18 protein-coding genes are annotated in these 21,198 nt (G+C 71.3%); 11 read left to right on the top strand and 7 right to left on the bottom strand.

Going from position 1 to position 21,198, the window contains the following annotated elements; genetic code table 11:
* Window positions 1-97: 97 nt before the first annotated feature.
* On the bottom strand, window positions 98-370 hold the full coding sequence (locus AOK03_RS18435; RefSeq protein ID WP_055566379.1) for a hypothetical protein: 273 nt from the start codon (window positions 368-370) through the stop codon (window positions 98-100).
* Between the two features lie 140 nt (window positions 371-510).
* Here AOK03_RS18435 and AOK03_RS18430 point away from each other — a divergent pair, with 140 nt between their 5' ends.
* The 4 genes from AOK03_RS18430 (at window position 511) to AOK03_RS18415 (ending at window position 2,857) form a co-directional block, all read left to right on the top strand.
* Window positions 511-1,185 carry a class I SAM-dependent methyltransferase gene (locus tag AOK03_RS18430; protein WP_055566378.1) on the top strand — a complete coding sequence of 225 codons (675 nt, stop codon included), beginning with the start codon at window positions 511-513 and terminating at the stop codon, window positions 1,183-1,185.
* Window positions 1,186-1,189: 4 nt separating this feature from the next.
* The gene (locus AOK03_RS18425; RefSeq protein ID WP_055566377.1) at window positions 1,190-1,687 is read left to right on the top strand and encodes a DinB family protein; all 498 of its coding nucleotides are present in this window, start codon (window positions 1,190-1,192) and stop codon (window positions 1,685-1,687) included.
* A gap of 30 nt (window positions 1,688-1,717) precedes the next feature.
* The gene (locus tag AOK03_RS18420; RefSeq protein ID WP_055566376.1) at window positions 1,718-2,278 is read left to right on the top strand and encodes a putative immunity protein; all 561 of its coding nucleotides are present in this window, start codon (window positions 1,718-1,720) and stop codon (window positions 2,276-2,278) included.
* Window positions 2,279-2,587: 309 nt separating this feature from the next.
* The gene (locus AOK03_RS18415) at window positions 2,588-2,857 is read left to right on the top strand and encodes a hypothetical protein (RefSeq protein ID WP_157868993.1); all 270 of its coding nucleotides are present in this window, start codon (window positions 2,588-2,590) and stop codon (window positions 2,855-2,857) included.
* A 258-nt stretch (window positions 2,858-3,115) separates the two neighbouring features.
* Here the strand turns inward: AOK03_RS18415 and AOK03_RS18410 are convergent, their stop codons facing one another.
* Together AOK03_RS18410 and AOK03_RS18405 are read right to left on the bottom strand one after the other, a co-directional pair.
* Entirely contained in the window at window positions 3,116-3,949 is an 834-nt protein-coding gene (locus AOK03_RS18410) for an alpha/beta hydrolase (RefSeq protein ID WP_055566374.1), read from the bottom strand.
* Window positions 3,950-4,058: 109 nt separating this feature from the next.
* Complete coding sequence (locus AOK03_RS18405; protein ID WP_055566373.1) at window positions 4,059-5,255, bottom strand: ROK family transcriptional regulator; 1,197 nt, start codon at window positions 5,253-5,255, stop codon at window positions 4,059-4,061.
* Window positions 5,256-5,454: 199 nt separating this feature from the next.
* Here AOK03_RS18405 and AOK03_RS18400 point away from each other — a divergent pair, with 199 nt between their 5' ends.
* Genes AOK03_RS18400 through AOK03_RS18375 form a run of 6 tightly spaced genes read left to right on the top strand, consistent with a single transcriptional unit; the run spans window position 5,455 to window position 14,287 of the window.
* Window positions 5,455-6,987 carry a sugar ABC transporter ATP-binding protein gene (locus AOK03_RS18400; protein ID WP_055566426.1) on the top strand — a complete coding sequence of 511 codons (1,533 nt, stop codon included), beginning with the start codon at window positions 5,455-5,457 and terminating at the stop codon, window positions 6,985-6,987.
* Window positions 6,984-7,988, top strand: coding sequence for an ABC transporter permease (locus AOK03_RS18395; protein WP_055566372.1), 1,005 nt, complete (start codon window positions 6,984-6,986; stop codon window positions 7,986-7,988). The genes AOK03_RS18400 and AOK03_RS18395 overlap by 4 nt, the downstream gene beginning before the upstream one ends.
* Window positions 7,985-8,995: an ABC transporter permease gene (locus AOK03_RS18390; protein ID WP_055566371.1), complete on the top strand. Its 1,011-nt coding sequence runs from the start codon at window positions 7,985-7,987 to the stop codon at window positions 8,993-8,995. The genes AOK03_RS18395 and AOK03_RS18390 overlap by 4 nt, the downstream gene beginning before the upstream one ends.
* The gene (locus tag AOK03_RS18385) at window positions 8,992-10,194 is read left to right on the top strand and encodes an ABC transporter substrate-binding protein (protein WP_055566370.1); all 1,203 of its coding nucleotides are present in this window, start codon (window positions 8,992-8,994) and stop codon (window positions 10,192-10,194) included. The genes AOK03_RS18390 and AOK03_RS18385 overlap by 4 nt, the downstream gene beginning before the upstream one ends.
* The gene (locus AOK03_RS18380) at window positions 10,191-11,087 is read left to right on the top strand and encodes a sugar phosphate isomerase/epimerase family protein (protein ID WP_244177653.1); all 897 of its coding nucleotides are present in this window, start codon (window positions 10,191-10,193) and stop codon (window positions 11,085-11,087) included. Before AOK03_RS18385 ends, AOK03_RS18380 begins: the two co-directional genes overlap by 4 nt.
* A 50-nt stretch (window positions 11,088-11,137) precedes the next feature.
* Window positions 11,138-14,287: a ThuA domain-containing protein gene (locus AOK03_RS18375; protein ID WP_167355620.1), complete on the top strand. Its 3,150-nt coding sequence runs from the start codon at window positions 11,138-11,140 to the stop codon at window positions 14,285-14,287.
* A gap of 106 nt (window positions 14,288-14,393) precedes the next feature.
* Here AOK03_RS18375 and AOK03_RS18370 read toward each other — a convergent pair whose 3' ends face one another.
* Window positions 14,394-15,581, bottom strand: coding sequence for an aminoglycoside phosphotransferase family protein (locus tag AOK03_RS18370; RefSeq protein WP_055566368.1), 1,188 nt, complete (start codon window positions 15,579-15,581; stop codon window positions 14,394-14,396).
* Between the two features lie 234 nt (window positions 15,582-15,815).
* On the opposite strand from AOK03_RS18370, the gene AOK03_RS18365 reads away from it, so the two are divergent.
* The gene (locus tag AOK03_RS18365; protein ID WP_055566367.1) at window positions 15,816-17,303 is read left to right on the top strand and encodes a DNA-binding protein NsdB; all 1,488 of its coding nucleotides are present in this window, start codon (window positions 15,816-15,818) and stop codon (window positions 17,301-17,303) included.
* Between the two features lie 38 nt (window positions 17,304-17,341).
* On the opposite strand, the gene AOK03_RS18360 is transcribed toward AOK03_RS18365, so the two are convergent.
* From AOK03_RS18360 to AOK03_RS18350, 3 genes are all read right to left on the bottom strand, one after another.
* Window positions 17,342-18,781, bottom strand: a complete 1,440-nt coding sequence (locus AOK03_RS18360; RefSeq protein ID WP_055566366.1) for a PP2C family protein-serine/threonine phosphatase — start codon at window positions 18,779-18,781, stop codon at window positions 17,342-17,344.
* A 397-nt stretch (window positions 18,782-19,178) separates the two neighbouring features.
* A complete protein-coding gene (locus AOK03_RS18355; RefSeq protein WP_055566424.1) occupies window positions 19,179-19,823 on the bottom strand; it encodes a response regulator transcription factor in 645 nt (214 codons plus the stop codon).
* 13 nt (window positions 19,824-19,836) lie between these two features.
* On the bottom strand, window positions 19,837-21,183 hold the full coding sequence (locus AOK03_RS18350; RefSeq protein WP_055566423.1) for a sensor histidine kinase: 1,347 nt from the start codon (window positions 21,181-21,183) through the stop codon (window positions 19,837-19,839).
* Between the last annotated feature and the right edge of the window lie 15 nt (window positions 21,184-21,198).

Raw genomic sequence — 21,198 nt, 5'->3', positions numbered from 1 at the left:
GATACCTCGTGCCATGAAAATCATGCTAACAGCGGCACCTGCCGCTCTTCCTGTGCTTTTCCGGGCGGGCGTGCGGGCCTGGTGGCCCCGTGTCCGGTCATCGAATGTCGCCGGTCCACTCGAAGCGGGGCTCGCCGCCCGGCCGCGGGCGGTACGTCGACCGGCCACCGGCACCGAACTGCCCCAGCTCGGTCGGGAGGGCGATGCCCGCGTCTGCCTCCTCGCGCGTCCAGCCGGTGATGTCGAGCAGCAGCCCGTCCAGCGGGCCGCCCACCAGCTCGGCGTAGGACTGTCCGGGGCGCGGGCCCGGACGTTCGTGATCCTGGCCGTACACCCGTCCGCGCAGCAGCTGCTCATCGTCGCTGTCCATGAGACCCAGCCTCCCAGCCACCACTGACAGTGGGCCTTCGAGAGCAAGCCGGATTGTGCGGATCTGCAATTTTCATTGCAGGGGCGAAACGGCGCTGCCGAAGCTGTCGGTACATCACCGGCGACCAAGGGACACCGTCAATGGATTCCACCGAAAACACCGCTGCGGTCGAGAGCGCGGAACAGTTCTGGGAGCGGCACTACCGAACTCACCGCGACTGGGGCACCCGCGTCAATCCGCTGCTCGCCGAGACCGCCACGCCGCTGCTCCCGGGTACCGCCCTGGACCTGGGCTGCGGCGCCGGAGGCGATGCCGTCTGGCTCGCCCAGCAGGGCTGGCACGTCACCGCCGTGGACATCTCCGTCACGGCCGTCGAGCGGCTGCGGGAGCGTGCACGGCATCTCGGTGTTGTGGATCGGGTCACCGCCGCACAGCACGATCTGGCCGGAGGCCTCCCTGCGGGCCGGTTCGACCTGGTCTCCGCCCAGTACTTCCACACCCCGTTCCCGCTGCTCCGCACCCATGTCCTGCGCGCGGCCGCACGCTCCCTGCGCCCCGGCGGCCTCCTGCTGATCGTCGACCACGGCTCCACCGCGCCCTGGTCCTGGAACCAGGACCCCGCCCGTCACTTCCCGACCCCGGAAGAGGTCGCCGCCGATCTCGGTCTCGACCCGGCGCGCTGGCCCGTCCTGCGCGCGGAGATGGCCCGCCGCCGGGCCACCGGCCCTGGTGGTGAGACCGCCACGGTCGTGGACAACGTCCTGCTCATCCAGTCCACCGCCGACCTGCTCCGGCCCACTACCGGAACGGAGTGACCCGATGCGGAAGAACACCAGGCCTCCGAGGGCCGCCGACACCGACACCGACACCGACACCGAGGAGAAGGCCACCCTGCTGGGCATCCTCGACCAGCTGCGGAGTTCGATCGCGGACAAGGTCGCGGGCGCGCCGGAACCGCAGGTCCGCACGGCCGGAGTCCCCTCGGGCACGAGCCTGCTCGGGCTCCTCAAGCACCTCGCGTACGTCGAGCGCTTCTACTTCCTCGGTGAGGAGCCCGGCGAGTGGCAGGCGACCATGAGGCCGTGCCCGGAGGACTCGGTCGACAGCGTGCGTGCCGACTACCGGAAGACCGTCGAGCGGGCGAACCAGGTCATCGACGCCTGCCCGGATCTGACCTTGCCCGCTCCGCGCGCGCCGCGCCGAGGGCCGGTGCCGTCGATGCGATGGGTTCTGGTGCACATGATCGAGGAGACCGGCCGCCACGCAGGCCACGCCGACATCCTGCGCGAACAGATCGACGGATCCACCGGCCGTTGAGAGACGCGCGGAGCCAGCGAAGATAGAGGCATGGCAGGAGAGACGAGCGAGGCGGGGCAGGCAACCGCGACGGCCGAGATCGTGCTGAGCAAGCAGGACCTCCGCGAGGTCACGGCGTTCGCCGCGGCGTGCGCGGAGGAGGTGCTCGCGGTGTTCGAGGCCGGTCGGCCGGACGACGCGCGGCCGCGGGAGGCGATCGGCGCGGCATGGGAGTTCGCGCGGGGCGGCGAGCGGGGGAAGGCCCTGCGCGACACGGCGTGGGCGGCCCTGAAGGCTGCCAAGGACGCGGACACCGAGGCCGGGCGCGAGGCGGCGCGGGCAGCGATGGCCGCGGCGGGCGCCGCCTATCTGCATCCGCTGGCCAAGGCCACCCAGGTCAAGCACATTCTGGGCGCGGCCGCCCATGCGGCGCGGGCGGCCGAGCTCGTGGCCGGTGACGACCGGACCGTCGGGGCCGAGCGGGTCGAGCGGGCGGCGTGTCACGCGACACCGGCGGTCGCCGACGTACTCGGACGCTTTCCGGCGGCCCCGGGCGGCGGCGGCCGGGTCGGCGAGCTGGTCCGTCTGCTCGACGTCGGCCTGCGCCCTTGACGCATGTCCTTTGGCCGGGCGTGTGACCAGGCAAGAAAGAGCCCCGACTGGACGGGGGAGACCAGCCGGGGCCGTTTGGTGTGGTCAGCGGAGGGCGGTCGCCTCTCGGCGAAAGGCTCCATGGGGCTTCAGCCGAACGATCTTCCCCATGGGCTATAGGTGAGGCCCGGGGACACTGTCCCCTCCGCAGCCACACCTTGAAGAACGACGCACCATTGTCTGTTGTTCCGGGCCACCGTCCTGTACGGGGTGAAGTGGAACACACCGGATCCCGACCCCCGGCCGAAGGCACTCACCTACGCTGCCCACATGCACATCCGCCTGATCGATCCACGCGACACGGCCTGGGAACAGGACCACGCCACCTTCCGCGTCCACTTCTGGGACGTACCGGCCAAGAGCTCCTACGAGTACGAGGTCCTGGCGGAGGTCGACGCCGACGAACTCCTCGCCTGGGCAGGGGAGTACGCGACGCGCCGTGGATGGACGTACACCGTGTACGTCGTGGTCGCCGACGCGTCCGGTCCGGGGCTCATCCGGCTCGCGGGCGTCTCGGGCGATCCGTTCGCAAACGCGTAGCGCCCAGGGGCAGTTGGCGGCGCGGGTGGGTGCCTCTTGATCGTTGACACCCCGTCGACATCACCCTGCTGCTCCTGGCCGCCAGCGGCCTCGCCGGACAGCCGAGAGAAGTTGCCCTCGCGGCCTCCCGGCGCATGCCGGCCTACTTCTTCCGGGCCTTCCAGGTGGAGCGCCCCGGCTCTCTCCCGCCTCCGGTGGTGCTGGAGCTGCGCGACATCCGGCGGCCACCGGGCCACCCGTGAAATCGTTCGTGCACGGTCAGACGAACCGCCGCACGAACGCCAGCGCGACGTCGGCGACCTCCTGCCACCTGCTGTCGAGCGTCAGCGCGTGGTCCCGTCCGTGGAGCTCGACGATCTCCGTGACGCATGTGTTGCGCTTCTGCCGCTTGTACGCCCCGCTGGCGAGCGCCCAGGGAATGGCGTTGTCCTGGCCGCCGGAGACGATCAGCAGGGGGCCGCGCTGCGGATTGCGGCAGTCCGCCTTGACCTCCGTGCGGGGGTTGAAGTTGGCGAGCGCCGCCTGCATGGGAGGGGCGCACGGCGCTGGCACGGCGTACCGGTCGTAGATGGAGCGGGCCTCTTCCTCGCTGACGGCGTTGGCGTAGGCGTAGCGGAACTGCCCGAACGTCAGGGGCTTGGCGCGCTTGCGGTTGCTGGGGTTGGCGATCATCGGGATCAGCGAACGCACCGTCGACAGGGGCATCGCGAGAACGCCGCGGAACGGGGCCGGATCGATCGCCACCGAGGCGGCCGAGAGGCCGCGTCCCGCGAGGATCTGAGTGAGCAGCCCGCCGACGGAGTGCCCGATCACCACGGGTTTGCGGTCCAACGTGCCGATGAGGCCCGCCAGATGGTCGGCGACCTGCCCGACGGTCCTGCCCGCGATCATCTCGGGCCGCTGCCTGGCCTCGGTCGTCGTCGCCGCTTCGCCGGGCCACCGCAGGGCGACCGGAGCGAACCCCGCGGCCTCGAAATGGGGAAGCCAGTGGTCCCAGCTGCTGGCCAGCATCCACAGGCCGTGTACGAACACGGCCGGTGTGCGGCCGGAGGAATTGGCCCGGTCGATCTGCTCTGCGTCGGTTGCGGACATACCCAGACGCTACGGTCGCACGTCCCCTGCGGTAAGTAGGAGTTGGTGGTGTTGGCCGATACTGCCGCCCGCGCTTCCGGATCGTGCCGTCACGGGTGATGCGGGTGTGTCAGCGGATGGCGCCCGACAGGACGCGGTCCACCTGGCGCGGCGACAGCGCGTGCTCGACGGCGAGGATCCCGGCGCCGATCGCCGCCGCGTTCTCCCCGGTGCGGCTCGGCTCGATCCGCAGCACATGGGTGGCCAGCGGGTGCGAGCGGCGGTACACCGCCTCCCGTACGCCCGCGAGGAGTTGGTCGTGGACGGCGGCGAGCGCCCCGCCGACGACCACCGTGTCCGGGTTGAAGAAGTTCACCAGCCCCGCGAGCACCTCGCCGACCGACCGCCCCGCCTCGCGCACCATGCGCACGGCGTCGCGGTTGCCGGACTTGACCAGACGTACGACATCGCTGCCCGACGTCGCCTCCAGGCCGAGCGCCGAAAGCCTGCGGGCCAGCGCCGCGCCGCCCGCGACCGCTTCCAGGCAGCCCGTGTTGCCGCACCGGCACGGATCCTCGGTGTCGCCGACCCGGATGTGCCCGATGTCGCCCGCGCTGCCCTGCGCACCCCGGTGCAGCCGGCTGTCGGCGACGATGCCGCAGCCGATGCCCGTGCCCACCTTGATGTAGAGCAGGTAGCGGGTGTCCGGAAAGGCGCGGCGCTGCTCGGCCAGCGCCATCACGTTCACGTCGTTGTCGACGAGGGCGCGCGCCCCGAAGCGGTCCGCGAAGAACTCGGGGATGGGGAACTGGTGCCAGCCCGGCATGATCGGCGGATCCACCGGGCGGCCCGTGGAGAACTCGACGGGACCCGGCACGCCGACGCCGATCGACTGGAGTCCTCCCGCGTCACGCCCCGACTCCTCGAGCAGCGCCCGCAGTGTGCGCTCCACGTGACCGAGAACCGCCTGCGGCCCGTCCGCGATGGACAGGGGGTCCTCGCGCAGCGCCAGCGTCTCGCCGCCGATGTCCATGAGCGCGACCCGGCAGTGCGAGGCGCCCAGGTCCACACCGGCCACCGCGTGCTCGCGGGTGCGCAGCCGGAGCCTGCGCGGCGGCCGGCCGCCCGTCGAGCCGCCGTCGGCCTCCTCCGCGAGGAAGCCGTGCGCGATCAACGCGTCCACGCGCTGCGAGACCGTCGACCGTGCGAGCCCCGTCAGACGGGCGATGTCCGCTCGCGTCTCCGCGGCCCCGGTGCGCAACAGGGCGAGCACCTCGCCGGGCGAGGACGGCACGGCTGCGGGGAGATGATCCGGCGCTCCAGACATGCCGCCACCCTAGGGACGACTTTCGCTGCTCACAAGGCCGATGCTGTTCGATACCCGACCTAAGTCACCGTCAAATACCTTATAAACAAACGTGCTTGAGCCCTTGACAGGTCAAAGCGCGCTCATCACATTGCTCTGCAGACCGCTGCCGAAGGAGCCGAGGGTGCAGGCGATGCAGGCAAGCCAGGTGAATCGCACGATGCTGACGATGCACGGCGTCTCCAAGAGCTTTCTCGGGGTGCGTGTGCTGCACGGGGTCTCACTCGACCTGGCCGCGGGCGAAGTGCACGCGCTCGTCGGCGAGAACGGGGCGGGAAAGTCGACCCTGATGAAGATCCTCGCCGGGGAACACGTCCCGGACGAAGGCACGATCACGCTCGACGGCACGGAACACGCCTTCACGCATCCCGCGCAGGCACAGGCCGCCGGGATCGGCATCATCCACCAGGAATTCGCGCTCCTGGAACACCGGACCGTCGCCGAGAACGTCTTCCTGGGCCGCGAGCCCACCCGCCGCGGCCTCGTCGACCGCCGCACGATGGAGACCCGCACGGCCGCCCTCCTCGACGAGGTCGGGGTGTCGGGCATCACCCCGCGCACGTACGTCCGCGAGCTGTCCGTCGCCCGCCAGCAGACCGTCGAGATCGTCAAGGCACTCGCCTCCGACGTGCGCGTGCTGGTCATGGACGAGCCGACCGCGCCCCTCGCCGACCACGAGGCGGGCCTCCTGCACACGCTCGTACGCCGCCTCGCGGACCGAGGACTCGGCATCCTGTACATCTCGCACCGCCTGCGCGAGGTCTTCGACCTGTCGCGGCGCATCACGGTCCTCAAGGACGGCCGCCACGTGACGACCGTGCCCACCGCGCGGACGGACACCGATCAGGTCGTCCGCGCCATGGTGGGCCGGGAGCTGAGCGCGTACTACCCGCCCCGCGCCCGCCCCGACGACGTCGGCGACGTCCGCCTGAGCGTGCGCGGCGGCGCCAACGGCCGCCTGACGGGCATCGACCTGACCCTGCGCGCGGGCGAGGTCACCGGCATCGCGGGCCTGCAGGGCTCCGGCCGCACCTCCTTGGCCCGCGCCCTGTTCGGGGCCTCGCCCTTCACCGCGGGCACCATGACCGTGGACGGCACCGAGCTGCGCCCCGCCTCCCCGCGCCAGGCCATCCGCGCCGGCATCGCCCTGGTGACCGAGGACCGCAAGGCCGAGGGCCTCGCCCTGCGGCAGTCCGTGCGCGACAACGCCCTCCTCGTCACCCGCGCGGTCCCCGCCAGGGACCGGCCGTCCGCGGCGCGCGAGCTGACCGCGCTCCTGGAACGGGTCCGGCTGCACGCACGCGGCGAGGACCAGCAGACGCAGTACCTCTCCGGCGGCAACCAGCAGAAGGTCGTCATCGCCAAATGGCTCGCCGCACGGCCACGCGTGCTGCTCTTCGACGAGCCGACCCGCGGTGTCGACGTGGGCGCCAAGGCCGCCATCCACACCCTCGTCCGCGACCTGGCCCGCGAGGGCCTCGCCGTCCTCATCGTCTCCTCCGAGCTGCCCGAACTCATCGGCATGAGCGACCGGATCCTCGTCATGTCCGAGGGCCGGATCGCCGGCGAACTTCCGCCGGGCGCGGCCGAGGAGGACGTCATGCACCTCGCCACCGGACACCCCGAAGCGCGCTCGGCGCCGGACCCCGCACCACCGGCGCCCGGCAGCACCGCAGAGGAAGGAGCCGCATGACCGGCACCGCCGTCGCGCCGCCGCCCACCGTGAGGCCGAGCGCGCCACGCCGCCGCAGCCGCCTCACCGACCCGGCCGTCGGAGTCTGGCTCGCCGCCGTCGTCGTCACCGCACTCGGCTGGATCGTCGTCGCCGCCCGCGGCGGGGACTTCCTCACCCTCTCCAACGTCGTCGGCATCCTGCAGAACTGCGTCGCCCTCGGCCTCGTCGCCGTCGGCCAGACCGCCGTCATCCTGACCGGCTCCCTCGACCTGTCCGTGGCCTACCTCATCAGCCTCGGCACGCTCGTCGCCGCCACCACCATGGAGGACGGCGGCGTCGTCCCCGCCGTCCTCGCCGTGCTCGCCCTCTCGGCGGCCGTCGGCCTCGCCAACGGCCTTATCGTCACCGGACTCAAGGTCAACGCCTTCATCGCCACCCTCGGCACCGCGTTCATCCTGCGCGGCTGGATCGAGGACAACTACACGGGACCGGCCGGCAAGGTCACCGCCTCCTTCCAGCACCTCGGCTACGACCGCGTCGGCCCCGTCCCGGTCTCCCTCTTCCTGCTCCTCGCCGTCGCCGCCGCGCTCTGGGTGATCACCCGCCGCACCCGCTTCGGCCACCACCTGTACGCCACCGGGGGCGACGAACACGCGGCACGCCTCTCCGGCGTCCGCACCCGGCGCACCGTCATCGCCGCGCACGTCCTGTGCTCGCTGTGCGTGGGCGCCGCCGCCTTGTTCCTCGCCTCGCGGCTCGGCGCGGGCGCCCCCTGGGCCGGTACGGAGGCCCGCTACGACCTGGAGTCGATCGCCGCCGTCGTCCTCGGCGGCACGGCGCTCGCGGGCGGCCGCGGGGGAGTGGTCGGCACGCTCGGCGGCGTGCTGGTGCTGGCCGTCCTGGACTCCGTCTTCAACCAGCTCGGCGTCGACCCGTTCTTCAAGAACGTCGTCCGCGGCGTCGTCATCATCGCCGCCGTCGCCCTCTACGCCCGGCGCGGCGGCAGGAGGCCCGCATGACCACGGCCACGGCAACGAACCCGGCGTACAAGCGCGTGGTCCGCTCCCTGGGCACCGGCGCGCCGGTCTACGCGCTCCTCGCGGCGCTCCTCGTCCTCCTGGCGATCACCGACATCGGCTTCTACGAACCCGACCGCTTCCTCGCCTTCGTCAAGCGCGCCGCGCCCCTGGTGATCCTCGCCGCCGGGCAGTACCTGGTCATCGTCTGCGGCGAATTCGACCTGTCCGTGGGTGCGATCGTGACCGCCGGGGTCGTCGCGGCGGCCGAGGTCTACGGCTCGTACCCGGACGCGCCCTGGGTGCTCATGGCGGCCGGACTGCTGCTGGCGGGAGCACTGGCCGGGCTGGTGAACGGTCTGATCACCACCCGGCTGCGCGTCCCGTCGTTCATCACCACGCTCGGCATGATGCTGATCCTCGAAGGCGCCGTCTTCTACTGGACGGGCGGCTCGCCGCACGGCCAACTCCCGCAGGACTTCCGCCAGCTGGGGCGCGGCACCGCCATGGGCTGGCTGCCCTGGGCCGTCCTCGCCTGTCTGGCCGCGGGAGCGCTGGCGGTCCTCCTCATGCGCTCCGACTTCGGCCGGACCCTCATCGCCACCGGCGACAGCGAACGCGCCGCCGCCCTCTCGGGGGTGCGCGTCCACCGGGCCCGTGTCATCGCCTTCGTCCTCTCGGGTATGGCCGCCGCGCTCGCCGCCATCCTGGTCGGCGGCTTCTCCGGCGTCTCCGCACAGGCGGGGCGGGGATACGAGTTCGAGGCGATCACCGCCGTGGTCCTCGGCGGCGTCGTGCTCGGCGGCGGCCGGGGCAGCGTCGTCGCCGCGATGGCCGGCGCCTTCTCCCTGCAGGCCCTGTTCACGCTGCTCAACCTGCGGGGCGTGTCCGGCGCCCTGGAGTCCACCGTCCAGGGCGTCATCGTCATCGCCGCCGTCGGCATCGGGGCCGCCGACTGGTCCCGGCTGCGCCGTCGTCGTACTCACTCCTCGGGAGGGACACCCTCATGAACCGCAGACGCACCCTCGCGTCGGCCGCCGTCCTGCTGACGGGCGCCCTGCTCGCCTCGTGCTCCAGCGACCTCCCGGCCGACGCGCCCGCCGCGGCGGGCGGGAGCACGGAATCGGGCGGCGACAAACCGTCGAAGTTCTTCGAACGGGCCGAGTACAAGAAGCAGTTGACGCTCGCTCGGGAGACCCCGAAAGGCCCGGCGGGCAAACCCTGGGAGCAGATGCTCGAACCGCAGATGACCAGCACCGCCCAGTACGCGAAGAAGGGCTCGGGCGGCGTCCACCTCTGCTTCTCCAACGCGGGGGTGTTCAACCCCTGGCGGCAGGTCGGCCTGAAGAACATGAAGGCCGAGGTCGAGCTGCACAAGGAGATATCCGACTTCACCGTCCTGGACGCGCAGGGCAAGGACGACAAGCAGATCTCCGACATCCAGGAACTCGCGGGGAACAAGGACTGTGACGCCCTCATCGTCTCCCCGAACACCACCGCCACCCTGACGCCCGCCGTCAAGGAGGCCTGCGACAAGCTGCCCGTCGTCGTCTTCGACCGCGGCGTGGAGACGGACTGCGCGGTCACCTTCGTCAACCCGATCGGCGGGTACGGCTACGGCGCGGTCGCCGCCGACTTCCTCGTCGACAAGGTCGAGCCCAAGGGCAAGATCCTCGCCCTGCGGATCTCGCCCGGCGTCGACGTCCTGGAGACCCGCTGGTCGGCGGCGAAGCTCGCCTTCGACAAGAGTGAACTCGACGTCGCCGAAGTGAAGTTCACCGACGGCGACCCGGCCAAGACGAAGTCGGTCGTCGCCGACGCCATCGCCCGGCACGGCTCCATCGACGGCTTGTGGATGGACTCCGGCGCCACCGCGGTCGCCGCCGTCGAGGCCTTCGAGGACGCGGGCGTCGACGTGCCGCCCATCACCGGCGAGGACCAGCAGGACTTCCTGGAGGCCTGGAAGGAGAAGAAGCTCACCGCGATCGCCCCCACCTACCCGACCTTCCAGTGGCGCACGCCCGTCATCGCGGCCCTTCGCGTCCTCGACGGCAAGCCGGTGCCCAAGGAGTGGAAGCTGCCGCAGCCGACCGTCACCCAGGACAACCTCGACGCGTACCTGCGGGACGGCATGCCGCCGCTGCACTACGCCATGTGCGGCTGCCAGAAACTGCCCGGCTTCCCCGAGAACTGGGGAGGCAAGAAGTGACGGCGGCGGAGAGACCCCGACCGAGCGCGAACGAATGGCAGTTGGGTGCCAACCCGTGGATCTGGCACTCGCCCGTGACCACCGAGGCCCTCACCGAGACCCTGCCCCGGCTCGCCGACTGGGGCTTCGACTGCGCGGAGCTCCCGCTGGAGAGCCCCGACGACTGGAACCCGGCGGCCGTCGGAAAGGTCCTCGACGCCACGGGAGTCGCCCCGGCCGCCGTCGTCGCGGTCATGTCCGACGGACGCAACCTCGTCCGCGCCGACCCGATCACGGCCCGCACCACCCAGGACTACCTCCGCCGCTGCGTCGACGCGGCCCACGCGGTGGGCGCCCCCGTCGTCGCGGGACCCGTGTACGCGCCGGTCGGCCGCACCTGGCGCATGGACCGGAACGTGCGCACGGCGGCGTACGAGGAATGGCGGGCCAACATCGCCCCGGTCGTCGCCTACGCCACCCGCGCCGGAGTCCGCATCGCCGTCGAGCCGCTCAACCGCTACGAGACGAGCCTGCTCAACACCGTCGCCCAGACCCTCGACGCCCTGGCAGGCCTGCCCGAGGACGCGATCGGCATCGCCCTGGACACGTACCACCAGAACATCGAGGAGCACTCCCTGCCCGAGGCCGTGCGCGCGGCGGCCGGGCGCATCGCGCACGTCCAGGTGTGCGCCAACGACCGCGGCGCACCCGGCGCCGACCACCTCGACTGGCCCGGCTTCCTGTCCGCGCTGCGTGCGGCGGAGTACCGGGGCGCCCTGTGCATCGAGTCGTTCACGGCCCACAACGACGCCATCGCGGTCGCCGCCTCCGTCTGGCGGCCCCTGGCCCGCAGCCAGGACGCGCTCGCCACCGATGGCCTCGGCTTCCTGCGCCGTACCCTCGCGGCCCGCTGAGTTTCCGGCATCCGGCACCCGCACCCCGTCCACACAGAGAGGACCACCTCATGGGCTGTCATGCTCGTGACATACGAGGCCCTGGAGGCCTCAGAGGCCTGCGCAGAGGGATCGTCGCCCTGGTCGCGGCGCTGCTCCTCACCGTGGCCTTCCTGCCCGGCACCGGAGCCACGGCGGCGGACAGGGCCCCGGCCTTCCGCGCCCTGCTCTTCACCAAGGCCGTCGGATACGTCCACGACTCCATTCCGGCCGGCGTCCAGATGGTCAAGGAACAGGCCGCGGCGGAGAACTTCGAGGTCGTCCAGACCGACGACGCCACCGTCTTCGACGACGCGAAGCTCAAGGACTTCGACGTCATCATCATGCTGCAGAACTCCGGCATGGTCTGGGACACCGAAGCGCAGCGCGACGCCATGAAGAAGTACGTGAAGAGCGGCAAGGGCGTCGTCGCCCTGCACAACACCCTCGACATGGGCGTCGAGGACTCCTTCCCCTGGTGGGACGACCTCATCAACGCCGGTGCCCACATGCCCGCCCACTCCCCGGGCGTCCTCAAGGGCACCGCCAAGGTCGCCGACCGCGCCCACCCCTCCACCAAGGGACTTCCGGAGCGCTGGGAGCGCCCCGAGGAGTGGTACAACTTCGACAAGAACCCCCGGGGCGACGTGCACGTCCTGGTGACCGCGGACGAGACGACGTACGACCCCGGTGGTTCGGCGATGGGTGCCGACCACCCCATCTCCTGGTGCCGCAACGCCGAGGGCGGCAAGGTGTGGGCCACCGCCATGGGCCACGACAAGGCCTCCTACAGCGAGCCCGCCTTCCGTGAGCACGTACTCGGCGGCATCAAATGGGCCGCGGGGAACGCCTCCGGCGACTGCGGCGGCACCGTCTGGTCCGGCTACGAGAAGACCGCCCTCGACGACAACACCGCCGACCCCATGGAACTCGACGTCGCCAAGGACGGCAAGGTCTTCTACGTCCAGCGCAGCGGCGAGGTGAAGATCTTCGACCCGAAGACCCACGCCACCACCACCGCCGGCAAGCTCGATGTGTACACCGGCGGCGAGGACGGCCTTGTCGGCATGGAACTCGACCCGAAGTTCGCCGACAACCGCTGGATCTACCTCTACTACGCGCCCGGCAAGGCGACCGACGACGTCAACCGCCTCTCCCGCTTCACGGTCAAGAAGGACAACACCCTCGACCTCGCCAGCGAGAAGAAGCTCCTCGACGTCCCCGCGTACCGCGACCGCACCTTCCCCGAGCCCGGCCACACCGGCGGCGCCGTCGAGTTCGGCCCCGACCGCACGCTCTACCTCGGCGTCGGCGACGACACTCCGCCCAACCTCGACCCCGCCTGGCAGGGATACGCCCCGCTCGACTGGCGGCCCGGCAAGCAGATGCTGGACGCCGCCCGCACCGCGGGCAACACCAACGACCTGCGCGGCAAGATCCTCCGCATCAAGCCCAAGGACGGCGGCGGATACACCATCCCCAAGGGCAACCTCTTCAAGCAGGGCACGGCCAAGACCCGCCCCGAGATCTACGCCATGGGCTTCCGCAACCCGTTCCGGTTCACCGTCGACCCCAAGACGGGGTACGTGCACGCCTCCGACTACGGCCCCGACCGCGGCGGCCCCACCACGGACCGCGGTCCCGAGGGCCTGGTCGAGTACAACGTCATCAAGAAGGCGGGCAACTTCGGCTGGCCCTTCTGCCACGGCAACAACCAGGCCTACGCCCCCTATGACCCGGAGACCCAGAAGGCGGGCACCAAGTTCGACTGCGCCGAGCCCGTCAACCCGTCGCCGAACAACACCGGCCTCAAAGACCTGCCCGCCCTCCAGCAGCCCGAGATCTGGTACGGGTACGGCGCCTCCAAGGAGTTCCCCGAAATGGGCTCCGGCGGCTCGGCGCCCATGAGCGGACCGGTCTACCACTACGACGCGAAGAACCCCTCCAAGACGAAGTTCCCCGCCTACTTCGAGGGCGCCAACTTCTTCTACGAGTGGGCGCGCGACTCGGTCAAGGAGATCCGTTTCGACAAGGACGGCAGACTCCTGAAGATCAACGACTTCCTCAAGTCGGCGAAGTTCGCCAAGCCCATGGACATGACCTTCGGACCCGACGGATCGCTCTACGTCCTGGAGTGGGGCAGCGAGTTCGGCGGCGGCAACAACGACTCCGGGCTCTACCGCATCGACTACGCCCAGGGGCAGCGCATCCCGCTCGCCAAGGCCAAGGCATCCGCCACCAACGGCCCCGTCCCGCTGAAGGTCGACTTCTCCAGCACCGGCAGCTCCGACCCCGACGGCGACTCCCTCAGCTACGCCTGGGACTTCGACGGCAACGGCACCTACGACTCGACGGAACCGAACCCCTCGCACACCTACACCGCCAAGGGGGACTTCAACGCCCAGCTGAAGGTCACCGACTCCTCGGGCAAGTCCGGCTACGCCAACGTCCCCGTCACCGCGGGCAACACCGCACCGAAGGTGACGATCGAGACGCCGGTCGACGGCAAGCTCATCGACTTCGGCGACAAGATCCCGTACAAGGTCACCGTGACCGACCCGGAGGACGGCACCGTCGACTGCTCGAAGGTCACGGTGAACCCGGCACTCGGCCATGACGACCACGAGCACCCCACCACCGACATCCCCGGATGCGAGGGAACGGTCGACACCGGAGACCTCGGCGGCCACCCCGAGGGCGCCGACCTCACGTACGTCCTCAACGCGAAGTACACGGACAAGGGCGGCGACGGCGTCAGCGCCCTGACCGGGTACGGCCGCTCGGTGCTGCAGCCCAAGCACAAGCAGGCGGAGTACCGCGACGACCAGTCCGGGACACGCATCGTCTCGCAGGAGGGGGCCGAGAACGGCAAGCGCATCGGCGACATCAGCAACGGCGACTGGATCGCCTACAGCCCGATGAGCGTGGAGGGCATCGGCAAGGTCGCGTACAAGCTGTCCTCGCCCTACGGCGTCGGCTCCATCGAGCTGCGCGCCGACGCGCCCGACGGCAAACTGCTCGCCACGACGCCCGTGCCCGACACCGGGGGCTGGGACACCTACCAGTCGACGCCCGCCGTACCGGTCGAGGCCCTGACCGGAACACACAAGCTGTATCTGGTCTTCACGTCGTCCCAGGACAATTCCTTCGACGTGGACGCGGTGCAGTTCTCCGCGTCCTAGACGCGCGGACACGACGGCACGTCATAGTCCTTCGGAAGTCGCCGGAGGCATAAGACGGTCCGCGGTGCGCCCCTGTCCAAAGCACACCGCGGACCTGTCCTCCCCGTCAGCGAGTGCCGACCGCCGCACGCACGGCCCTGCGGGCCAGCTGGCAGTCGTCGTGCAGCCGCCGCAACAGCAGCCGCTGTTCCTCGCCGGACGGCGCAGCACCGGGCTGGGCCGGGCCCGGTGCCGCCGGGGCCGAGTCGTGCATCGAACGCTGCACGGCCGATTCGTACGTACGGATCTCGCGGGTCAGGACCAGCATCAGGTTCACCAGGAACGCGTCGCGCGCCGCCGGGCCCGCGGACTGTGCTAGCTGGCTGATCTCGCGCCGGGCCACCGGGGCGTCACCGAGGACCGCCCACAGCGTCGCCAGGTCGTACCCCGGCAGATACCACCCGGCGTGCTCCCAGTCGACGAGGACGGGGCCGGGGGGAGAGAGGAGGATGTTCGACAGCAGGGCGTCGCCGTGGCAGAACTGCCACATCGCGTGGCTGCCGTTGCCCTGGTGCCCGACGGAGTGCGCGATGCCGTGCAGCAGCTTCTGCAGGTCGCCCATGTCGCGGTCCGTCAGCAGGCCCAGCTCGTGGAAGCGGGTGATCCGCTTGCCGTAGTCCAGCGGCTTGCCGAACATTTCCGCCGGCGGCCGCCACTGGTTGAGGCGGCAGATGGAGCCCAGGGCCGCCCGGATGTCCGCACGCGGCGGCGACTCGACGGGATGCCGGTGCAGTGCCGCCACTCGGCCGGGCATCCGCTCGATCACCAGCGTGCAGTCCTCGGGATCGGCGGCGATGAGCCGCGGCGCGCGGACCGGAGGTCGGTGCCGGACGAACGAGCGGTATACCGCTATTTCGTGCCGGATCCGCTCGGCCCAGCCGGGCGAGTGGTCGAGCAGACACTTGGCGACGGCGGTGCCGCGGCCCGCCGTGCCGACGAGCAGCACGGTGCGGCCGCTTCTGCGGAGCACCTGCACCGGATTGAACTCGGGGCAGATGCGGTGCACCGAAGCGATCGCGGTGCGCAGTTGCGCCCCCTGGGGGCCGGACAAGTCGAGTCTCCCGCTGAGCGTTTGCGTGCCGGCCCCCGGCATGCGGGGCGTGCGGCCGACGCCTAGCGGCGCGCCCGCGGGGCGCACCGGCTCCAGATAGGGGCCGTTCCCCGACGACGGGGGCACCTCGCGGCTCCGGTGGAGCGGAGGGCGCGGGTGCAGCGGCCGGGGCGGGGCGGACACGGAGGACGATGCTGCGTACATGGGCGATACAGATCCCTTCGTGTGCCTGTGAATTGCGTGCGCCTCCCGGCCCGGTCGCTTCGGGTGCACCCTGGGGAGTGCCTTGCGGCGACCGGGTCGGGGTGGCGCACTCCTACCTGACACCCGCCGTCCCCTGGCACACCATGTGGCGCACCCTGGCGAACCCTGGCGAATAGTCGCTCTGCAACTGACAGAGGGCTACTGTCAACTCAGCCGAGAACCTGGGGGCTTGACGTGAACGGACAACCCAATACCCGTCTCTCCGACCTGTTCGGCCTGGCCGGCTGGTCGAAGGGGGAGCTCGCGAGACTGGTGAACCGGCAGGCGGCGGCTATGGGCCACCCCCAACTGGCCACCGACACCTCGCGGGTGCGGCGGTGGATCGACATGGGAGAGATCCCGCGTGATCCGGTGCCACGGGTGCTGGCTGTTCTGTTCACCGAGCGTCTCGGCCGTGTCGTGACCACTGAGGATCTGGGTCTGGTCCGGCACGGGCGCACAGGGAAGCGGCGTGGCGACGGGAGTGTGGAGCACCCCGACGGCGTGCCGTGGGCGCCCGAGCGGACGGCCGCGGTCCTCACCGAATTCACGGGAATGGACCTCATGCTCAACCGACGCGGCTTGGTGGGCGCGGGCGCTGCGCTTGCCGCAGGCTCCGCACTCAGCAGCGCCATGCACGACTGGCTGCACACCGATCCGGCCTTCAAGGCCGACGCCCCCCGTATCGAAGATCCCCTGCACGTCGATCCCGCCGGGCTCGACCGCTATGAGGCCGCCCCCATCGGGTCCCAGGAGATCGAGGAGCTGGAGCGCTCGGTCGAAGTGTTCCGCGCCTGGGACGCGGCCCGCGGAGGCGGGCTGCAGCGCAAGGCCGTGGTGGGCCAGCTCAACGAGGTGGGCGGCATGCTCGCCTACCGACACCCCGAACACCTTCAGCGGCGCCTGTGGGGCGTCGCCGCCAACCTCGCCGTGCTCGCGGGGTGGATGTCGCACGACATCGGCCTGGAGCCCACGGCGCAGAAGTACTTCGTCATCGCTGCGCACGCCGCCCGCGAGGGCGGCGACCGCCCGCGGGCGGGAGAGGCACTGTCGCGGGCCGCGCGCCAGATGGTGCACCTCGGCAAGCCGGACGACGCCCTGGACCTGATGAAGCTCGCCAAGTCGGGCGCGGGCGAGGAGGCCCTGCCCCGCACCCAGGCGATGTTGTACACCATCGAGGCCTGGGCGCATGCGTCGATGGGGCGCGGCCAGGCGATGCGGCGCACGCTCGGCCTGGCCGAGGACCTCTTCGTCTCGGACAAGGGGGACGTGCCGCCGCCGAGCTGGATGCAGATGTTCGACGAGGCGGATCTGCACGGCATGCAGGCCCTGGCCTACCGCACCCTCGCCGACCACGAGGCATCCGCGGCGAACGCCGCGCAGCGTCATGCGAAGGAGGCGATCGAGCTGCGGTCCAAGAACCGCGACCGGTCGCAGATCTTCGACTACATCTCACTGGCGTCGGCCTGCTTCATCGCCGACGACCCCGAACAGGCCGACAGGTACGCGCGGTTGGCGCTGGTGTCGATGCGGGCGAACTCCTCGCACCGCACCTGGGACCGGCTGCGCGAGATGTACCGGCTGACCGCGCAGTACGCGGGCTATCCGAAGATCCAGGACCTGCGCGAGGAGATCAAGTTCGCGCTGCCGAAGGCGAGCAGGGGGAGGACCGCCAGGGCGTGACGCACCGGAGCGCATGAGACATCGCGCGGTCGAGGGATTCAGACCCGCGCGACCAACAGGCAGGCGTCGTCCTCACGAGGTGCCTCGCCGCATTCCTCGACGACGGTCCGCACGCAGTCCTGTGCCGTTCGCGCCTCGGCGAAACGGGACGCGAGGGAGAGCAGCAGGCTCGTCGCCGTGTTCCTGTCGCGCCGCGGCACCAGGCCGTCGGTGTGCAGCAGCAACAGGTCTCCGGGCCGCAGTTGCTCTTCGGCCTGCTCGTACGTCGCCCCGGAGGTGGCCCCCAGGAGCACGCCGCGCGGTGGCGTCAGCGCGCGCCCCGTCCCGTCGCGGAACAGCAGCGGGGCGGGGTGCCCGGCCTGTGCCCAGGTGAGTAAGTGCGTGGTCGGATCGAAGCGACAGCAGACGGCGCTGCCGAGGGCGGGCTGGACCGTGGCATCCAGCAACTGGTTGAGCCAGCCCATGAGCTGGCCGGGCTGGGCGAAACGGCCGCCCGGCTGCGCTCCGGCCACCGCCATGCCGCGCAGCGCGCCGAGCAGCATCGCCATGCCTGAGGTGACGGCGACGCCGTGCCCGGTGAGGTCGCCGACGCTCAGCAGGGCGTCGCCGCCGGGCAGTTCCATCGCGTCGTACCAGTCTCCGCCGATGAGCGTGCTGGTCGCGGAGGGGAGGTAGCGGGCGGCGAGGTCGAGTCTGCCGGGCCCGCCGTGCGGGAACCGGAGGGAGCCGCGCCACGGCGGGAGGACCGCCTCCTGCAGTGCGACGGCGAGGCGGTGCTCGGTCTGCGCGATGTCGTGGTGGCGCTGCAGCGAGTCGCGGCTCTCGCGCACGACGCGCTGGCTGCGGCGCAGCTCGCTGATGTCCCGCAGGACCGCCCACATGGAGGCGGTGGACCCGTCGGCGGCGAGGACGGGCTCGCCCATCATGTGCACCTGGCGGACGCGCCCGTCGGAGCGCAGGACGCGGAACTCGCCGTCGATGGGCTTTCCGTCGACGAGACAGTCCGTGACCATCGCGGTCAGCAGGGGCTGGTCGTCGGTGTGCACCAGGGAGGGGAGCTCGTCCAGGGAGAGCGGGGGAGCGGCAGGGTCGCGGCCGAGGATTCCGTAGAGCTCGCCGGACCAGCTGGCCTCGTCGGTCAGGAGGTTCCACTCGGCGCTGCCCACCCGGCTCAGCAGGGAATCGCGGCCGGGCTCGGCGGACTCCGGGACAGCCGGCGCCGCGGTCTCCCCGGCCGTCCGCGGCGGACCGTCCCGCAGCTGCGCGAGGTGGTCGTCGAGGTCGTTGAGCTGATGGACCGCCAGGTCGCACAGGGCCCGCTGCCAGCGCCCGGCGGGGTCCGCGTGGTCGTCCACGGCGTCGCGCCGCACGGCGTCGACCTCGCCGCGGAGCCGACGCGTCTGCGAGATCAGCGCGTCGACCGCGCCGCGCTCGGGCGGCTGGGCGGCTGCGTGGTCCGCGAAGACATGGGACGGCATGAGGTGCTCCGTTGAAGGTGCGGTGCGACCAGCTTGACGGGTGGTGGACCGCTAATGACTTTCGCACAGCAGGAGGGGGGCCGTAAGGGATTTGGCAACACACGATGCGGTGGTGCTTCTGGCATATGCCTTTGTCCTGCGAATACGTGGAGCCGGGGGCGGAAGTCTAGAGGCAAAGGGTGAAGAAAGCGTAGGGGCTTGACGCGGAATGTGGGGATCCGGCGGGGGCGGCGAGGTCTAGTGGTGTCCACGTCGGCCACGGCGGGCGGGGGCGGCTCCGCGGCTTGGCGTGGACGACACCTCCGGGGCATGTGCGCGACATGAACTACCCCTCGCGGAGGGTGTGTTGGCCTCCGCAGAACGGCGGGAATTGACCCCTGGGGGCGGGGTCGGCGACTCAGGATCGTAGCTGGCGGATGACCGCGAGCACCCGGCGGTTGTGGTCGTGCGAGGCCGGCAGGCCGAGCTTGTCGAAGACGGCCGCGACGTGTTTCTCCACCGTGCCGCTGGACACGAAGAGCGCTTGGGCGATGGCGGCGTTGGACCGGCCCTCCGCCATCAGGGAGAGCACCTCGCGCTCCCGCGCGGTGAGCGGCGCCAGTTCGGCCTTTCGGCTGCCCGCGCCGGCGAGCTGTGTGACGACCTCGGGGTCGAGCGCGGTGCCGCCCGCAGCCACCCGCTCCAGCGCGTCGGTGAACTCCGCGACGTTCGCGACCCGGTCCTTGAGCAGATAGCCGACGCCCGCGGAACCGGCCGCCAGCAGCCGGGTGGCGTACTTCGTCTCGACGTACTGGGAGAAGAGCAGCACTCCGGTGCCGGGGTGTTCGGCACGGATGTCGATGGCGGCGCGCAGCCCCTCGTCGGTGTGGGTCGGCGGCATCCGGATGTCGACCACGGTGACGTCGGGCCGGTGCGCGGCCACCGCCTCGCGCAGGGCGTCGGCGTCGCCCACGGCGGCACAGATCTCGTGGCCGCGCTCGGTGAGCATCTGGGCCAGCAGCTCCCGCAGTACGGCGGCATCCTCGGCGATCACGACACGCATGCCCTGCATGCTTTCACGCGCGCAAGGGAAGTTCGACGGTGATGGTCGTCGGACCGCCCTCGGGGCTGTGGACGTCGATGCGGCCGTCCACGGTGCGGACGCGCTGAGCGAGCCCCGTCAGGCCGCTCCCCGTGCCCGCGGCGGCACCGCCCCGCCCGTCGTCGGTCACCTGCAGCCGCAGCAGCCCGTTCCGCTGCGTCACGCCGATCTCGGCCTGCCGCGCCCCGCTGTGCTTGATGACGTTGGTCAGGAGCTCGGCGGCGCAGAAGTACGCGATGGTCTCGATCGCCGGGGTGGGGCGCACCGGAACGTCCGTCGAGAGCCGGACCGGCACCGTGCTGCGGGCGGCGAGCGTGGCGAGGGCGTCCGGGAGGCCGTCGTCGAGCGCGGGCGGGTGGATGCCCCGGGCCAGGTCACGGAGTTCGGTGAGCGCCTCGGTGGCGTTCCGGTGCGCGCCGTCGACGAGCTTTCGGATGCGGCCGACGTCCAGCGGCTGCCCTTCGACGAGCCCTTCTTTGACCATGTCGAGCCCCATCGCCACCGCGACGAGACGCACCTGCGCCCCGTCGTGCAGATCGCGTTCGACCCGACGCAGCAGCGCCACCGAGTCGTCGACGGCGAGCGCCCGCGTCTCCTCCAGGTCGCGCACGCGGTCGGCGAGCCGCCCCGGCCCGAGAAGCGCCCCGATCAGCCACAGGTCCCCCGCGACCACGAGCCGGGTCACCCACGGCGCGCACAGCAGCGTGACCGCACCGGCCAGCACCGCGAGCCAGGTCCCGGCGAACGTGTCCACGTGCGCGCCCCCGAAGGGGATGGGCGTGAGCAGCGGCATGCCGTCGGGGTCACCCGGCTCGGGCTGCTGCCCGAAGACCGCCCACCGCAGCGGGGCCGTGAGGTTCACCAGGCCCGTCACCCACCACAGCACGGCGTACGCGCCGAGCGCCCCGACGGGCAGCTTCGCGAGGACGTACCCCGCCGCCCGCCAGCCGACCCCGTCCCGCAGCCGCGCGTCGACGCGCCCCACGAAACCGCCGCCGGGCCGCAACGCGGGCGGCGTGGTCGTCCGTACGCCGAGCAGCGCCCCGGCGAGCCCGCGGTGCACGCCGCCCAGCCCGCGGGCGAGCCGCAACCCGCCGATGAGCAGCAGCGCCCCCACGACCGCCAGGACCAGCGAAAGAGCGAACCCCGCGCCGAGCACCAGCACCACCGCGAGCAGCGTCCCGCCCACCAGCCCGAGTGGGAACCCGATCAGGCAGTACGCAGCCTCGGCCCAGGCCCGCCGGGTGAAGGGGGAGCGGAGGACGGCGGAGAGGGCGGGGGAGGAGCGGGCGACGGAGCGGAGGGAGTCCTGCACATGCATGATGATCAGTTTCCT

The sequence above is a fragment of the Streptomyces atriruber genome, assembly GCF_001418325.1.
GTDB classification, from domain to species: Bacteria; Actinomycetota; Actinomycetes; order Streptomycetales; family Streptomycetaceae; genus Streptomyces; species Streptomyces atriruber.
The sequence above is the reverse complement of the archived record's forward strand: the minus strand, read 5'-3'. Positions and strand labels throughout refer to the sequence as shown.

Bases quoted from the DNA above. Each gene is read 5' to 3' on its own strand.
- AOK03_RS18400 (WP_055566426.1), top strand. From the start codon at position 5,455: ATGCTGACGATGCACGGCGTCTCCAAGAGCTTTCTCGGGGTGCGTGTG.
- AOK03_RS18375 (WP_167355620.1), top strand. From the start codon at position 11,138: ATGGGCTGTCATGCTCGTGACATACGAGGCCCTGGAGGCCTCAGAGGC.
- AOK03_RS18350 (WP_055566423.1), bottom strand. From the start codon at position 21,183: ATGCATGTGCAGGACTCCCTCCGCTCCGTCGCCCGCTCCTCCCCCGCC.
- AOK03_RS18425 (WP_055566377.1), top strand. From the start codon at position 1,190: ATGCGGAAGAACACCAGGCCTCCGAGGGCCGCCGACACCGACACCGAC.
- AOK03_RS18405 (WP_055566373.1), bottom strand. From the start codon at position 5,255: ATGTCTGGAGCGCCGGATCATCTCCCCGCAGCCGTGCCGTCCTCGCCC.
- AOK03_RS18390 (WP_055566371.1), top strand. From the start codon at position 7,985: ATGACCACGGCCACGGCAACGAACCCGGCGTACAAGCGCGTGGTCCGC.
- AOK03_RS18415 (WP_157868993.1), top strand. From the start codon at position 2,588: ATGCACATCCGCCTGATCGATCCACGCGACACGGCCTGGGAACAGGAC.
- AOK03_RS18355 (WP_055566424.1), bottom strand. From the start codon at position 19,823: ATGCGTGTCGTGATCGCCGAGGATGCCGCCGTACTGCGGGAGCTGCTG.
- AOK03_RS18420 (WP_055566376.1), top strand. From the start codon at position 1,718: ATGGCAGGAGAGACGAGCGAGGCGGGGCAGGCAACCGCGACGGCCGAG.
- AOK03_RS18360 (WP_055566366.1), bottom strand. From the start codon at position 18,781: ATGCCGTCCCATGTCTTCGCGGACCACGCAGCCGCCCAGCCGCCCGAG.
- AOK03_RS18370 (WP_055566368.1), bottom strand. From the start codon at position 15,581: ATGTACGCAGCATCGTCCTCCGTGTCCGCCCCGCCCCGGCCGCTGCAC.
- AOK03_RS18385 (WP_055566370.1), top strand. From the start codon at position 8,992: ATGAACCGCAGACGCACCCTCGCGTCGGCCGCCGTCCTGCTGACGGGC.
- AOK03_RS18410 (WP_055566374.1), bottom strand. From the start codon at position 3,949: ATGTCCGCAACCGACGCAGAGCAGATCGACCGGGCCAATTCCTCCGGC.
- AOK03_RS18395 (WP_055566372.1), top strand. From the start codon at position 6,984: ATGACCGGCACCGCCGTCGCGCCGCCGCCCACCGTGAGGCCGAGCGCG.
- AOK03_RS18435 (WP_055566379.1), bottom strand. From the start codon at position 370: ATGGACAGCGACGATGAGCAGCTGCTGCGCGGACGGGTGTACGGCCAG.
- AOK03_RS18430 (WP_055566378.1), top strand. From the start codon at position 511: ATGGATTCCACCGAAAACACCGCTGCGGTCGAGAGCGCGGAACAGTTC.